The organism is Coprococcus hominis (ex Arizal et al. 2022) (assembly GCF_040094675.1).
In the GTDB taxonomy this organism is placed as follows: Bacteria; Bacillota; Clostridia; order Lachnospirales; family Lachnospiraceae; genus Coprococcus_C; species Coprococcus_C hominis.
In genome coordinates this window covers 1-13,797 of record NZ_JBBNHG010000030.1, presented here as the reverse complement: position 1 = coordinate 13,797, position 13,797 = coordinate 1, and the positions used below count along the sequence as shown (strand labels likewise).

Annotated in this window: 17 protein-coding genes; 3 read left to right on the top strand and 14 right to left on the bottom strand. The window is 44.0% G+C overall.

Annotated features, from left to right (window positions below):
- Positions 1 to 29: 29 nt before the first annotated feature.
- The 13 genes from AAAT93_RS05475 to ylxM form a co-directional block, all read right to left on the bottom strand.
- On the bottom strand, positions 30 to 1,241 hold the full coding sequence (locus tag AAAT93_RS05475; RefSeq protein WP_227573485.1) for an aspartate aminotransferase family protein: 1,212 nt from the start codon (positions 1,239 to 1,241) through the stop codon (positions 30 to 32).
- A 59-nt stretch (positions 1,242 to 1,300) separates the two neighbouring features.
- On the bottom strand, positions 1,301 to 2,221 hold the full coding sequence (locus AAAT93_RS05470) for a chemotaxis protein CheV (protein WP_021985168.1): 921 nt from the start codon (positions 2,219 to 2,221) through the stop codon (positions 1,301 to 1,303).
- A 41-nt stretch (positions 2,222 to 2,262) separates the two neighbouring features.
- Complete coding sequence (locus AAAT93_RS05465; RefSeq protein ID WP_118670602.1) at positions 2,263 to 3,087, bottom strand: hypothetical protein; 825 nt, start codon at positions 3,085 to 3,087, stop codon at positions 2,263 to 2,265.
- Positions 3,088 to 3,159: 72 nt separating this feature from the next.
- Positions 3,160 to 4,611, bottom strand: a complete 1,452-nt coding sequence (locus tag AAAT93_RS05460; protein WP_117780614.1) for a sensor histidine kinase — start codon at positions 4,609 to 4,611, stop codon at positions 3,160 to 3,162.
- Positions 4,612 to 4,642: 31 nt separating this feature from the next.
- Positions 4,643 to 5,317 carry a response regulator transcription factor gene (locus AAAT93_RS05455; protein WP_021985171.1) on the bottom strand — a complete coding sequence of 225 codons (675 nt, stop codon included), beginning with the start codon at positions 5,315 to 5,317 and terminating at the stop codon, positions 4,643 to 4,645.
- A 63-nt stretch (positions 5,318 to 5,380) separates the two neighbouring features.
- Positions 5,381 to 5,947 carry a hypothetical protein gene (locus AAAT93_RS05450; RefSeq protein ID WP_227573484.1) on the bottom strand — a complete coding sequence of 189 codons (567 nt, stop codon included), beginning with the start codon at positions 5,945 to 5,947 and terminating at the stop codon, positions 5,381 to 5,383.
- 62 nt (positions 5,948 to 6,009) lie between these two features.
- Positions 6,010 to 6,519, bottom strand: a complete 510-nt coding sequence (locus AAAT93_RS05445; protein WP_118734246.1) for a hypothetical protein — start codon at positions 6,517 to 6,519, stop codon at positions 6,010 to 6,012.
- Between the two features lie 73 nt (positions 6,520 to 6,592).
- Positions 6,593 to 7,417: a tRNA (guanosine(37)-N1)-methyltransferase TrmD gene (trmD, locus tag AAAT93_RS05440; RefSeq protein WP_021985174.1), complete on the bottom strand. Its 825-nt coding sequence runs from the start codon at positions 7,415 to 7,417 to the stop codon at positions 6,593 to 6,595.
- A 17-nt stretch (positions 7,418 to 7,434) separates the two neighbouring features.
- Complete coding sequence (gene rimM / locus AAAT93_RS05435; protein WP_021985175.1) at positions 7,435 to 7,947, bottom strand: ribosome maturation factor RimM; 513 nt, start codon at positions 7,945 to 7,947, stop codon at positions 7,435 to 7,437.
- Positions 7,948 to 8,001: 54 nt separating this feature from the next.
- A complete protein-coding gene (locus tag AAAT93_RS05430) occupies positions 8,002 to 8,229 on the bottom strand; it encodes a KH domain-containing protein (protein WP_021985176.1) in 228 nt (75 codons plus the stop codon).
- 27 nt (positions 8,230 to 8,256) lie between these two features.
- Entirely contained in the window at positions 8,257 to 8,502 is a 246-nt protein-coding gene (gene rpsP, locus AAAT93_RS05425; RefSeq protein WP_021985177.1) for a 30S ribosomal protein S16, read from the bottom strand.
- Between the two features lie 62 nt (positions 8,503 to 8,564).
- The gene (gene ffh / locus AAAT93_RS05420) at positions 8,565 to 9,911 is read right to left on the bottom strand and encodes a signal recognition particle protein (protein WP_021985178.1); all 1,347 of its coding nucleotides are present in this window, start codon (positions 9,909 to 9,911) and stop codon (positions 8,565 to 8,567) included.
- A 35-nt stretch (positions 9,912 to 9,946) separates the two neighbouring features.
- Complete coding sequence (gene ylxM / locus AAAT93_RS05415; protein WP_021985179.1) at positions 9,947 to 10,330, bottom strand: YlxM family DNA-binding protein; 384 nt, start codon at positions 10,328 to 10,330, stop codon at positions 9,947 to 9,949.
- A gap of 133 nt (positions 10,331 to 10,463) precedes the next feature.
- Here ylxM and AAAT93_RS05410 point away from each other — a divergent pair, with 133 nt between their 5' ends.
- From AAAT93_RS05410 to AAAT93_RS05400, 3 genes are all read left to right on the top strand, one after another.
- Positions 10,464 to 11,714 (top strand): peptidoglycan-binding domain-containing protein, encoded by a 1,251-nt coding sequence (locus AAAT93_RS05410; protein WP_195540930.1) that lies wholly within the window; start codon positions 10,464 to 10,466, stop codon positions 11,712 to 11,714.
- A gap of 93 nt (positions 11,715 to 11,807) precedes the next feature.
- Entirely contained in the window at positions 11,808 to 12,452 is a 645-nt protein-coding gene (locus tag AAAT93_RS05405) for an orotate phosphoribosyltransferase (protein ID WP_118544861.1), read from the top strand.
- Positions 12,453 to 12,535: 83 nt separating this feature from the next.
- Complete coding sequence (locus AAAT93_RS05400; RefSeq protein ID WP_118373427.1) at positions 12,536 to 12,997, top strand: hypothetical protein; 462 nt, start codon at positions 12,536 to 12,538, stop codon at positions 12,995 to 12,997.
- A gap of 4 nt (positions 12,998 to 13,001) precedes the next feature.
- Here AAAT93_RS05400 and AAAT93_RS05395 read toward each other — a convergent pair whose 3' ends face one another.
- The gene (locus AAAT93_RS05395) at positions 13,002 to 13,697 is read right to left on the bottom strand and encodes a transferase (protein WP_021985183.1); all 696 of its coding nucleotides are present in this window, start codon (positions 13,695 to 13,697) and stop codon (positions 13,002 to 13,004) included.
- Between the last annotated feature and the right edge of the window lie 100 nt (positions 13,698 to 13,797).

Genomic DNA, 13,797 nt, shown 5'->3' with positions numbered 1-13,797 from the left:
AGCCTCCTGTCAAAAACACTTTACCTTCATTATACCAACTTTGATACAACCTTATGTAAAATTGCAAATGCTTCATCGCATTCTTTCTCTGTAATATTGAGTGGTGGAACCAGACGGATCACATTTGGTCGAACCGCTGTGATCAGAAGACCTTCGTCGGCAGACTGATACTTCACGTCAGTTGCAATATCCTTGTTGAACTCAACGCCAATCATAAGTCCACGTCCACGTACCTCTTTCACACATGGAAGTTTCAATAGTTTCTCACGGAAATATGCACCGATCTTATCTGCATTTTCCGGAAGCTTCTGATCTATGATTTCTCCGATCTGTGCATAACTTGCCGCACAGGCAACCGGATTTCCTGCATAGGTGCTTCCGTGTGCACCTGGTCCAAATGTAAGCGCCAGCTTCGCACTTGTACACATTGCACCGATCGGCATTCCGCCGCCCATTGCTTTCGCCATGCTGACACAATCCGGCTTCACACCGTATCCCATATATGCCATCAGACTTCCGGTTCTTCCCCAGCCAGTCTGTACCTCATCAAATAACAACAGCATATTACGCTCATCGCACAATTTGCGCAAGCCCTGTAAGAACTCCTTCGTTGCAGGAATCACACCGCCTTCTCCCTGTACCGGCTCTACCATGATTGCAATCGTATCGTCCGTACACGCATCTGCAAATGCCTGTACATTGTTAAACTCTGCATAAGAAAATCCAGGAATCATCGGATCATAGTTTCTCTGGATTGCTGTTCCCGGCTGTCCGGTTGCTGCCAGAGTCGCAAGTGTCCGTCCATGAAAGCTGTTCTTGGCTGTTACAATATGATAACGGTTTGGTCCAAAATTATCTTTTCCATATTTTCTGGCAAGCTTGATCATAACTTCATTTGCCTCTGCCCCGGAATTCTGGAAATAAATCTTCTCCATACCGATAGCATCACAGATACGCTGTGCAAGCATAACCATCGGAATCGTGTAACAATAGTTGGACGCATGCATCATCTGCTGGCACTGCTCCATGATTGCTTCCACAACCTTCTTATTGCAATGTCCGGCTGAATTAACCGCAATACCCGCCATAAAATCGAGATACCGTTTTCCAGTCTCATCGATGACATAGTCATCCTCGCCTTTTTCTGCAATGAAATCAAAACGCTGAAATGTCTCATAGAAGTATTTGTTATACATCTCTTTGATTTCTTCTTTTGTCTTTCCGGTACTCTTCAAATCCATCTCTCTCACCTCATATGCTATAAATTTCAGATGCCGACAGGAAACCTGCCGGCATAATATTACTTATTTGTTCCGTATATCTGGCTTGCCACCAGACTGTCCAGAATTCCTACTAACTGACCGATTTCCGGTTTGCTGATCTGTGCATCTGCGCCAAGCAGATCACCCTTCCGCTTCATATCATCGTTAATCAAAGACGAGAATATCACAATCGGAATCTGCTTTAATCCTTCTGTCTCACGAATCTTCTTGATCAGATGATGTCCATCCATCTGCGGCATCTCAATATCTGTAATCAGACACTTCGCGCCATATTCTACACCATTATTCTTCTTCAGTTCACACAGATAATCCCATGCTTCCTGTCCGTTGTTCTTGATTGTAAGCTTTGTATAACCGGCTCTGTGCAGTGCATCCTCAATCAGCTTACAGAGCATCATAGAATCCTCTGCAACCAGAATTGGAATGCTGTTACGCTCACGATCTTCCAACTCTGTCACCTGAGAAATCTTCAAACTTGTTTCCGGACAGATACCCTCCACAATCCGCTCAAAATCAAGAATGATCAACAGATTATCCGCATTCTTAATAATACCTGTCGCGATTCCAGTTCCCGGGCCACTGACCGTTGCATCTGGCTTCACAACATCCTTCCATGATACACGGTTGATACCAAGCACTGCCTGTACATCAAATGCAATATTTAAGTTGTTAAAGTTCGTCACAATCAAAAAGTTATTCTGCTTATCCGGATTCGGGAATCCCAGCGTCTGGAACAGATCAATAACTGTAATGATATCCCCACGTGGCATGAAGATTCCTTCAATACATGGGTGTGAATTTGGAACCGGTGTAATCTCCTGATATGGAAGAATCTCCCGCACCTTTTCTACATTGATTCCATAATGATTGCCATTTATGATGAACTCAAGAACCTCAAGTTCGTTTGTACCGCTCTCCAATAAAATATTTGAATCCATATGTACCCTCCTTTATGCAAGCCCTCTATGTAAGACCGCTCTTACTGTTCAAGCTGTAACACAGCACTTGTTCCGCCATATTTTATCTGTAATTTCAAGTCCGTCCATTTGTTTGCCACGGAATCAGAAACCGTATACAAAAGCACCGCTTCTTCCCGGCTGCTCGCCTGAATCGTCTTGTCATAAGTATACAGATCGTCTGCTAAGATCGTCAGCATCTGCTTGGTTGTCCGGCTGTTATCCACGACAATATTATAATTGACATCTTTATTATACAGATCAACAGCCTGTTCTTCGTTTGTCTTGTTTTCTACCTCGAACTTCAATACTAACAGTTTATACCCTTCCGGTGCCTGCACCTCGATATACATACCATCCTGATCATACGATGGATAACTGTCCACCACCATGTAATATGCATACCGGACAGAGATGCGGCTCTCCCCGACAAATGCAGCGATATCAAAATCCGAATCCACAGTTGCTCCGATGTCTTCCTTAACTGCTTCGTCTGTCACCGGCTGTGCCTGCGTCGTCTGACCATCCGCAGGTGCATCCTGCTCTGTAGTTGCAGCCTCCGTTGTCGACACCACCTCTGTAGTTGCTTCTGTCGTCGCATCGGTCTCGGTCATAGTCTCCGTCGTATCCTCCAGTTCATCTGGATTGTAACGGGTATCATAATTCCGGTCATATTTCAGCAACAGCTCTGCCGCATATTCTGCGATCAGATGATTCTCTTCATCGGTCAGGTCAATCACCTGTCCGCAACCAGTTGTCACAAATATGCCGCATGCGATCAGCCCTGCCAGTAGCCGCCGTTTCCATATTTTTTTATTTGCGTGTTTTGCTTCCTGCTTTTTTCTCATACTCTATCTTCTCATGTCATATGCATTGCCTATTTCTTTACCCACAAGGATAAAATAATTTTACCACTTATTTTACTTATCGGCAAGCACATTAGCATCCAAATCAAAGTAAAAAAGCACTCCGTCTGCTACATTCTCCACGCCATATTTCTTTCCATGTGCTTCCATCGTCGCCGCAACAATGGAAAGACCGATTCCATTACCACCGTACTCTCTTGTCCGTGCCTTATCTGCCTTATAGAATTTCTCAAACACACGTCCAATATCTTCCTCGGCGATCCAGTCACCCTGATTGTAAACGCAGACACGGATATCGTTGCCCATCGGTTTAAATGAGATACGGATCACACCATCTTTTCGTACATAATGGATTGCATTTGTCAGATAGTTCGTAAAGACTTCCTCAATCATATACTCATCTGCCCATACATACACAGGTGGTTCTTCCTCGAATATAATCTCCGCACCCTTTTCCTCTGCCAGAATCTTGGTGGATGCCAGAATCGAATTCACAAAACCAACCAGTTCAAACCGCTCGATATTCAGCTTCGTATCGCCAAATTCAATCTCATTTAACGTAAGCAGACGCTTGACCATTGTGTTCATCTTATGTGACTCATCAATGATAACATCCGTATAGAAATCACGGCTTTCCTTGTCGTCACACATATCATCTTTCAAACCTTCTGCATAGCCCTGGATCAGAGCGATTGGCGTCTTTAATTCATGCGATACATGTGACAGAAATTCCTTCCGCATATCGTCGATCTTACGACGTTCTGCAATATCCCGCTGCAACTCGATATTGGCTGCTTTCAGTTCCGAGATTGTCTGTTCCAGCTTCTCGGACATCTCATTCATACTGTTGCCAAGTTCTCCGATCTCATCATTACTTGTAACCGGAATCTTTACGTCAAAATCAAGTTCACTCATCCTTTTTGCAGCCTTGGACATCCGCTTGATCGGTGCCGCGAAAATATTGCTGAACAACAGCATAAAGGATGTTCCAAATACCATAAGCCCGATACAGATATAGATAAACAAATGCGTCATAACCTGCATAACCGATTCGACACGTGCAATCGGTGTACGCAGCAAAACCTCATATCCATTGTTCAGTCTTCCAATCAGATCATAATAATCCGCATTCGTTATTGTATCATGGTTTCTTCGGATGATATATTCACCCGTGCCAAACTGACTTTCGTTATCCTCACTGCGGATGCTGTTCATAAGACTGCGCATACCCTCCATCATCTGACCTTCGTCGTTGATAGATGTATATAATTTTCCATTATCTGAATCCACGATCATCACAACTGCATCCTGCGGATTTTTAATCTGTCCAAACAGATCACCATTTTCAAACAAATCTCCGCTCTCATCCTGAAACAACTCATTGCAGGAATTGTACGTTGTGATCAAGTTGTTTTTGATGCTGTAACGAAATACTCCTCCAAGTACATAACTGCAAAGCAGCCAGGATGCCGCAATTATAAATACTGAGAAAAAAACAACCATCATGGATATCTTGACCCGAATTGAGTTTCGGGTCTTAGCCTTCGAACTTATAACCCATACCCCAGATTGTCTTGATATAGTCACCCTTGCTTCCAAGCTTACTACGAAGCTTCTTCACATGGGTATCGATTGTCCTGGCGTCTCCAAAATAATCGTAGTTCCAGACATTGTTCAGGATTTTTTCTCTGGACAAAGCTACGCCACGATTCTGTAAGAAATAATTTAACAGTTCAAATTCCTTATAGGAAAGTTCGATTGGTTCCCCATCCACCTTTACCTGATGGGCTGCAATATCCATCTCGATTCCATCTACGCTGATCACATTTGAATCTGCATCTGCCTGCGTTCTGCGAAGCACTGCCTCTACTCTTGCCACCAGAATCCGGGGAGAAAACGGCTTCGTAATATATTCGTCAATTCCAAGATCGAATCCACGCAGCTCATCTCTCTCATCACTTTTTGCCGTCAGCATGATAATCGGCACATCGGACATTTTCCGTACTTCCTCCGCAACACCATATCCATCCAGCTTCGGCATCATAACATCCAGAATAATCAATGAGATGTCCTTGTCCGACATAAATACATCGACCGCTTCTTCACCGTCCGCAGCCTCCACAACCGAATATCCGTCTTTCACAAGGAAATCACGAACCAGTTTCCGCATACGACTCTCATCATCCACGACCAGTACTTTTAAATCATTCATCCCAGTTCCTCCTAACTACCATTTTCTATCATTTATTGTACCCGATTATAGCATGTATTTTTGTCAATTTTGTGTCTTTGCGTCATTGTTTTTTTCTGCCTGTTCACTCAGCTCTTCTTCCCACTCCTGCAATTCCTTCTCGCGTGCATCCAACTGTTCCTCCCAGTATGCGTATTTATCCTGCACTTTCTGTTCAGCATGAAAGTATCCAACATTTTTATTTGTCACTGCAATAAATATCATACCAATCACAGCCACCGCAAGTGCGACAACCGCGATTGTCAGCCGGATACGAAGCAGATTCAAACGTTCCACTTCCTTCTCCGTCTGTTCCTGTTTCTCACACAGCCGCTCATATTTCCTGCGCAAATGTGCATCTGTGTGCGTCTCTGATACCTTTTTATTTGCCTGTAACTGCGGCATTGTATAAGCATCAATCTGGTAACCATTTTTCAACAGATAATCGCGCAGCTCCGCCAAAAATCCAAATCCCACATCTGTCCGAAAATAGCTTTTCTCTGTCAGCTTCTGATAGAGGTGATACAGTCCAGCGACATCCTCCGGGTTCATATTCTTCTTTAACTGTGTGATATATGCCTGTTCTTTCTTTTCACGTTCTGTCTGTTCCATACGCAAATTCCTCATATAACGCAGGAAAGCTGCCGGATGTTTCACCGACAGCTTTCTTACCATTACTGATTTACTACAATTCCCTGCTCATTCGCAATTGCCTGAAGTTTTGTCTGGTAGTCACTCCGAAGTGTAGCTGCCTCTGCAATCAAGCTGTCTGCCTGTGTCAGATAGTCTGCATTTTCTCCATCAATCGCTGAGACAACCATCTTCATGGCTTCGCATTCTTTCTGTACGCTCTGCAGATAGGAATCCTTTAACGCTTTTACCTCATCTGTTGCAACCTCGATATTAGAAATCGTTGTGATACAATTCTCCATTGCTGGAATTGCGGTATCCTGCAAAGATGTCTTAAATGCATCAAGATCCTGATCACTGCTTCCTGTAAAATATGCATTGTAAATGCCAATCGCATTGTCATGATCTGCCTTTGCTGCTGGAAGCTCTTCATTTACGAATTCCACAACATCATCTTTTACCGAAACGGCTGCATCCGCAGATTTCTTTCCACAGCCTGCAAACAGACTGGCAAGTGCCAGTGTAACAACTGCAATATATACTCTTTTTTTCATGGTTTTTCTCTCCCGTTTTTCTTTCGATATTATAAAAATTATATACCATATTTCTCTGCAAGACAAGCAGTAGTTATTCATTTGTCTGCATTTTTGCACGTTGCTCCCGACGGAGCCGCTTTCGTTCTTTTTCTTCTTTTTTTCGTCTGCGTTTTTCCAGCTCTTCCCGGTGTGCCTCCACATAGATCTCATACAGATCCGGGCGCCGTTCCTGTGTCCGCTGCATCGACTGTTCATACCGCCACTCTTCGATGTTCTTATGATGTCCGGAAAGCAGCACCTCTGGTACTTTCTTCCCCATAAATTCTTCTGGACGGGTATACTGCGGATATTCCAGCAAGCCATCATAGAAGCTTTCATATACCGCACTTTCATCGCTTCCAAGCACGCCCGGCACAAGACGGCTTGTTGCATCCACAATCATCATCGCCGGAAGTTCGCCACCCGTCAGTACAAAATCGCCAATCGACACATAATCGGTCACAATCATCTCCAGCACACGCTCATCAATGCCCTCATAATGTCCACACAAAAGCACAAGATCTTCTTCTTTCGCATACTCTTCTGCCATGCACTGTTTAAACGGCTGTCCCTGCGGTGTCATATAAAGCACACGTACTTTTTTCGCCTGTGCCGATGTCCCTTTCTTTTCCTTACGTACTGCAATCTGCGCAAGCACATGCTGGTACGCATCATACACCGGTCCCGGCTGCATCAGCATACCTGCACCGCCACCATAGGTATAATCATCAACGTGCCCATACCGATTACCTGCAAAATCACGGATATTCACAGCATCTACACCGATTAGTCCTTTTTCAATTGCCTTTCCGGTAATGCTCTCATTTAATCCTCCAAGCACCATCTCCGGAAATAATGTCATAATATGAAAATACATATCTGCCTCCGATATCGTTAGTCCAGCAGTCCATTCATCATGTGAACAACAATCTTTTTTTCTTCTGCATTGATATCCAACACGCAATCCTTAATGACCGGAAGCAACACTTCCTTGCCATTCTCCATCTTCACGACAAACACATCGTTCGCACCTGTCTGCATCACATCCACAAGTGTCCCAAGCTTTTTGCCGTTATCCTCGAACACCTCTGCGTCGATCACATCTGCAATATAAAACTCATCTTCCTCGAGTGGAACTGCATCTTCCCGTGTTACATACAGTTCACAGCCCTTGTATTTTTCTATCTCATTTATATCATTAAATTCCGAAAAAGAAAGAATCACCATGTTCTTAAAGAACTTGCATGATTTTTTCTCCACTGGTACATCGCCACTTTTTGTACGAATAAAGCATTTTTTCAGCTTCTTGAATCGTGCCGGATCATCGGTCGTCGGGAATACCTTGACCTCACCCTTTAATCCATGTGTCGACGTGATAACGCCAATTCGAAACATATCTTCGTTCATTCATTCCTCCGATAAAAGAATTCCCGATGCCATATGGCACCGGGAATCTAAGAATTATTTGATGTCTACAATTACCTTTTTATCACCCTTTGATGCAGCCGCCTTCACCACAGTACGAATGGATTTGGCAATTCGGCCCTGTTTGCCGATCACCTTACCCATATCATCTCCTGCAACGTTCAGTTCGATTGTTATGGTATCTCCATCGATTGTCTCTTTTACAACAACTTCATCCGGATAATCAACGAGGGATTTTGCAATCAGTTCTACTAATTCCTTCATAACCTGCACCTCCCTTGCACATCAGTCTTACTTCTCGATGCCTGCCTGCTTCAAAAGCTTTGCAACAGTATCTGTAGGCTGAGCACCATCAGCAAGCCACTTCTTAGCTGCATCAGAGTCGATCTTTACAGATGCTGGCTCCTGATTTGGATCATATGTTCCGATCTCATCGATGAATCTACCATCTCTTGGTGATCTGGAATCAGCTACTACAACTCTATAAAAAGGATGCTTCTTATATCCCATTCTTCTTAATCTGATTTTAACTGCCATGTTAAATTTCACCTCCTTAAAATTCTTTCGTCTATATATAATAGTTATACTATTATCAAAAATTAAAATCCAAACGGAAGCTTGAATCCGCCGCGGCGCTTTCCACCCATCATACCGGACATCTGCTTCATCATTTTTCTGGACTGTTCAAACTGCTTAATCAGCTTATTTACTTCGCTGATTGGAACGCCTGCACCATCTGCAATACGCTTCTTGCGGCTCGGATTGATGATCTCCGGATGCGAACGTTCCTGCTTCGTCATCGACAAAATGATTGCCTTCGGCATATTCATCGCATTGTCGTCAATCTCCAGATTCTGGAGTTGTTTTTTATTTCCAAATCCAGGCAGCATCTTCAAAATATCATTCATGCCACCCATCTTTTCCATCTGTTCCATCTGATCAAGAAAATCATTGAAATCGAAAGAAGCCTTCTTAAACTTCTCTTCCATCTCCTTTGCCTTTTCCTCATCGATTGCTGACTGTGCTTTCTCGATCAGACTCTCCACATCGCCCATGCCGAGGATTCGGCTCGCCATACGATCCGGATAGAACTGCTCCAGATCCGTGAGCTTCTCTCCCATTCCGGCATACAGGATTGGTTTTCCTGTCACCGCTTTGATGGAAAGTGCGGCACCGCCACGGGTATCACCATCGAGCTTCGTCAAAATCACGCCATCAATGCCAATCTTATCATTAAATGATGTCGCTACATTGACTGCATCCTGACCAGTCATCGCATCGACAGTCAGAATTGTGTATGTCACATTCAGATTTTCCTTGATCTCTGCCAGCTCGTTCATCATGTCTTCATCGACATGCAGACGACCTGCAGTATCCAAAAATACTAAATTGATATCATTCTTTGCGGCATGCTCAATCGCTGCTTTCGCAATATTTACCGGTTTATGTCCATCTCCCATCGAAAATACAGGAACTCCGACTTTTTCACCGTTAATCTCCAACTGCTTGATTGCCGCCGGACGATAAACGTCACATGCAACAAGCAACGGCTTTTTACCCTTGTTTTTAAACTTGCCTGCAAGCTTTGCAACGGTTGTTGTCTTACCTGCACCCTGCAGACCACACATCATCACAATCGTGATTTCATTGGATGGCAGAAGCTTCAGCTCGGTTGTCTCTGAGCCCATCAACTTGTCCATCTCTTCTTTTACGATCTTGATTACCATCTGTCCGGGATTTAATCCTTTCAAGACTTCCTCTCCAACCGCACGTTCACTAACCGAATTGATAAACTGTTTTACGACCTTGAAGTTTACATCCGCCTCCAACAGCGCACGCTTTACTTCTTTCATCGCTTCCTTTACATCCGCTTCCGTAATCGTTCCTTTGCTTCTCAACTTCCGGAACACGTTTTGCAATTTGTCTGTTAAACTGTCAAACGCCATGCGTCTCCTCCCAAACAAAACCAAACATCGAACTTTTAAAAATCATCCAGCAGCCCGGTCAGATTCGTGTCAATATCCGCAAACGCTCCATCCAGCGTCGGATTTTCATTGCGTTCCCGCAATGCCTGAATCTCAGTCTGTATCGTGGCTACCTTCTCTCTGGCATTCTCAAATTTTTCTACTAATTTCAGTTTTTTCTCAAAGTCCTCCAGCTTCTTGTCACAGCGCTTCATCATATCAAACACGCCTTGTCTGGAGATTCCATATTCCCTTGCCAGTTCCGAATAGGACAGGTCATTCATCACAACATCTTCGTATATACTTTTCTGTGTCTGCGTCAACAGCTCTCCATAAAAATCATAGAGCAATGACTGACGTACAAACTTCTCCATCTGAATCACCTGTAAAGTATTTTTCATTTACAAACCTTTTGCATCATACATGCTTTTTCTCTGCTTGTCAAGTGTTTTTTCTTAACATGTATAATTTTTATTTACATAATTCTCCACGCTTTTTCATATATTATATGGACGAAAAATCAAGGTATCTCGTATGGATCAATATTCTAGTGATACAGGAAATTTAAATGTCATAGTCACAGGCACAGACAGTTACTCTCCGCTTTCTTCTGCTACTATTGAAATCGCAAACACAGGAGAGCCAAACCGGATCTTAGAATCCGTCAACACAGACCGAAACGGACAGACCGGAAATATCGAGCTTTCCGCACCACCGCGTGAATACAGCATGGAGCCAACTGACAACCAGCCCTATTCTGAATACAATGTAAAGATCTCCGCTCCCGGCTATCAGGAAGGGCTTGTCTCGGGCGTCCAGATATTCTCTGGCGAAAACGGATTGCAGTCCATCGTATTGCAGCCATCCGAGCAGACACCCGACTATGTCTATAACCCAATCGTCATCGGCGGACACACGCTCTGGGAATACTATCCACCGAAAATCGCCGAGCCGGAGATCAAGCCTTTATCCGAAAGTGGCGAGATCGTCCTCTCACGCGTCGTCGTCCCGGAGACGATCGTTGTACATGATGGTGTCCCCGGCGACTCCACTGCTACCGATTATTATGTCCCATACATCGACTACATCAAAAATGTCGCCTGCTGCGAGATCTACTCCACCTGGCCAGAAAGCACGATCGAAGCCAATATTCTGGCAATCATGTCCTTCACTTTAAACCGGGTATATACAGAATGGTATCGAAACAAAGGCTATAATTTCACTATTACATCCTCCACCGCTTACGATCACAAATGGATCTACGGCAAGACCATTTACGAGAATATCTCACAGATTGCGGACCGGCTCTATAACCGCTATCTCGCCCGTCCAAATGTCAAGCAGCCGATTCTCACACAATACTGCGATGGCAAGCGCGTCTCCTGTCCAAACTGGATGACACAGTGGGGTTCTAAAGCACTCGGGGATGATGGTTTCTCTGCCATAGATATCATCCACTACTATTACGGATCCGATATGTATGTAAATGAAGCAGAAATTGTCTCCGGAATCCCGTCCTCTTATCCGGGCTATGATCTGACAATTGGAAGTTCCGGCGAACCGGTGATTACGATTCAGGAGCAGTTAAACCGCATCGCGCAGAATTATCCGGCGATTCCAACTGTCACAGTCGATGGCATCTTCGGTTCCGCAACTACAGAATCCGTGCGTGCCTTTCAGTCTATTTTTAACCTTCCGGTAAGTGGAATCGTCGATTTTCCAACGTGGTATAAGATCTCCCAGATCTATGTCGGTGTCTCAAAAATCGGAGAAAATATACGGTGAATTTTCTGTGTATTGTGCTACTTTGCTTGCATAAATCCCGTATACCATTTATAATATCAGTATGTCATAAAACGCACAGGAGGGGTACTATTTATGGAAAACACAAATACATTCAAGGTACAGTCTACATCCAGCAACTTAATCTCACTGAATGTAACACCTGGTCACTACGCAACATCTTCTTCTCATATCAACTACTATATTGATATGACAAGTCTGAAGAGCCGTCGAAGCGAAGCACATGCCGCTGCCAAAGTGCTGGCTACCCGCTACGCTGCTACAACGATCATTGATACGATCGTCTGTCTGGACGGTACAAATGTGATCGGTGCTTATCTTGCAGACGAACTTCTTAACACAGGTATCTTATCTGCGAACCTGCACAATACTGCATACATCATTTCCCCGGAGCAGCACTCTGGCGGACAGCTTATATTTCGTGAGAATTATCTTTCCATGATCAAAGGCAAGCATGTCCTTGTATTGTTAGCAACTGCTACAACCGGAAAGACCTTGCAGACCGCACTCGAGTGTATCGAATATTACGGTGGTGAAGTGGTCGGTGTATCTTCGATTTTCTCCGCAGCCGATGAAATTCACGACGAGCAGATCAACACCATCTTCCGTACCGAGGATATCCCGAATTACGAAACACACTCTGCTGCTGACTGCCCACTCTGCAAAGCCGGCATACCAATCAAGGGAATCATCAACAGCCACGGATATTCTTCCCTGTAAGTGTTGATTTTCCTAATTCTAAAGTAATAAAAACTCCCTATTCAGAATATATTATACTAATTCTGAACAGGGAGTTTTTTATTATGTCATCCAAAACGAAAATTATCGTCTTAAAATCAAAAGAACTCATCTACACTGGCATATTTATCGTCCTCGGCATCCTGTTGATCCTGCTGCTCTGGTATATGTTCTCGCCAAAGGAGGACGAAAAGGATACCACAGATACAAGCATCTCAACGGAAACATTTGCCACATACCAGCCAGGTGTCTATACCTCGCAGTTAAATCTTGGTGGCACCACACTGGAATTACAGACGACCATCGACAAACATGCAGTCACACACATCGAAGTATCAAACACAAACGAAACCGTCACAGCCATGTATCCGCTTTTAACACCTTCCGTGGATGCCATCAATGAGCAGCTACAGATCACCGGTGATCTGGATTCTGTTACATATGCAAGCGACAACCAGTACACCACACTGCTCATACTGGAAGCCGCCCGCCAGGCAGCACAATCTGCCCGGATTGATACAAACTAACCACTTATGCGTGTTTCTTTACGATTACGCCACCCGTCTTATAGATGCTTTCTGCCGGTACAAATCCACGTACCGGGGAAAGCGGATAGACATTACTGTTTGAGCCAATAACTGTACCAGGATTTAATACAGAATTACAACCAACCTCTACATGATTTCCAAGCATTGCTCCAAATTTCTTCAAACCAGTTTCCAGATCAAACTTCTCATTTGTCTCTGGATCAATTCCTTTCACATGGACAAGTGTCTTATCACTCTTTACATTCGATGTGATCGAACCTGCTCCCATATGCGACTTAAATCCCAAGATAGAATCGCCAACATAGTTATAATGTGGCACCTGCACATTATCAAAGATGATCACGTTTTTCAGCTCTGTGGAATTACCGATCACACAGCCTTTTCCAACCAGCGCATTTCCGCGGACAAACGCACACTGGCGCACTTCTGTCTCGGCGCCGATGATTGCCGGTCCTGCCAGATATGCTGATGCAAATACCTTCGCTGTCTTATGCACCCAGACATGCTCCGCTACTTCGGTATACTCTTCCTTCGGAAGAGACTCCCCAAGCTTAACGATAAATTCTCCAATATGTGGAAGCACCTCCCACGGATAGGTATACTGCTCCATCAAAGGTTTTGCCTCCGTATGGGAAAGATCATATAATTCCTTGATTGTTACTGCATTTACACTTTTCATTTTCTATCCTCCATCCATCTATTGGGTAGTGTCAAAAGACTACCTCTTTTTTGTTCTAAAACCTTTATTTTAGGGAGTTTGCAAACAAAAAGAGCAATCC

Bases quoted from the DNA above. Each gene is read 5' to 3' on its own strand.
- ylxM (WP_021985179.1), bottom strand. From the start codon at position 10,330: ATGAAAAATACTTTACAGGTGATTCAGATGGAGAAGTTTGTACGTCAG.
- AAAT93_RS05410 (WP_195540930.1), top strand. From the start codon at position 10,464: ATGGATCAATATTCTAGTGATACAGGAAATTTAAATGTCATAGTCACA.
- AAAT93_RS05400 (WP_118373427.1), top strand. From the start codon at position 12,536: ATGTCATCCAAAACGAAAATTATCGTCTTAAAATCAAAAGAACTCATC.
- rimM (WP_021985175.1), bottom strand. From the start codon at position 7,947: ATGAACGAAGATATGTTTCGAATTGGCGTTATCACGTCGACACATGGA.
- AAAT93_RS05395 (WP_021985183.1), bottom strand. From the start codon at position 13,697: ATGAAAAGTGTAAATGCAGTAACAATCAAGGAATTATATGATCTTTCC.
- ffh (WP_021985178.1), bottom strand. From the start codon at position 9,911: ATGGCGTTTGACAGTTTAACAGACAAATTGCAAAACGTGTTCCGGAAG.
- AAAT93_RS05450 (WP_227573484.1), bottom strand. From the start codon at position 5,947: ATGGAACAGACAGAACGTGAAAAGAAAGAACAGGCATATATCACACAG.
- AAAT93_RS05470 (WP_021985168.1), bottom strand. From the start codon at position 2,221: ATGGATTCAAATATTTTATTGGAGAGCGGTACAAACGAACTTGAGGTT.
- rpsP (WP_021985177.1), bottom strand. From the start codon at position 8,502: ATGGCAGTTAAAATCAGATTAAGAAGAATGGGATATAAGAAGCATCCT.
- AAAT93_RS05455 (WP_021985171.1), bottom strand. From the start codon at position 5,317: ATGAATGATTTAAAAGTACTGGTCGTGGATGATGAGAGTCGTATGCGG.
- AAAT93_RS05465 (WP_118670602.1), bottom strand. From the start codon at position 3,087: ATGAGAAAAAAGCAGGAAGCAAAACACGCAAATAAAAAAATATGGAAA.
- AAAT93_RS05430 (WP_021985176.1), bottom strand. From the start codon at position 8,229: ATGAAGGAATTAGTAGAACTGATTGCAAAATCCCTCGTTGATTATCCG.
- AAAT93_RS05475 (WP_227573485.1), bottom strand. From the start codon at position 1,241: ATGGATTTGAAGAGTACCGGAAAGACAAAAGAAGAAATCAAAGAGATG.
- trmD (WP_021985174.1), bottom strand. From the start codon at position 7,417: ATGTATTTTCATATTATGACATTATTTCCGGAGATGGTGCTTGGAGGA.
- AAAT93_RS05445 (WP_118734246.1), bottom strand. From the start codon at position 6,519: ATGAAAAAAAGAGTATATATTGCAGTTGTTACACTGGCACTTGCCAGT.
- AAAT93_RS05405 (WP_118544861.1), top strand. From the start codon at position 11,808: ATGGAAAACACAAATACATTCAAGGTACAGTCTACATCCAGCAACTTA.
- AAAT93_RS05460 (WP_117780614.1), bottom strand. From the start codon at position 4,611: ATGATGGTTGTTTTTTTCTCAGTATTTATAATTGCGGCATCCTGGCTG.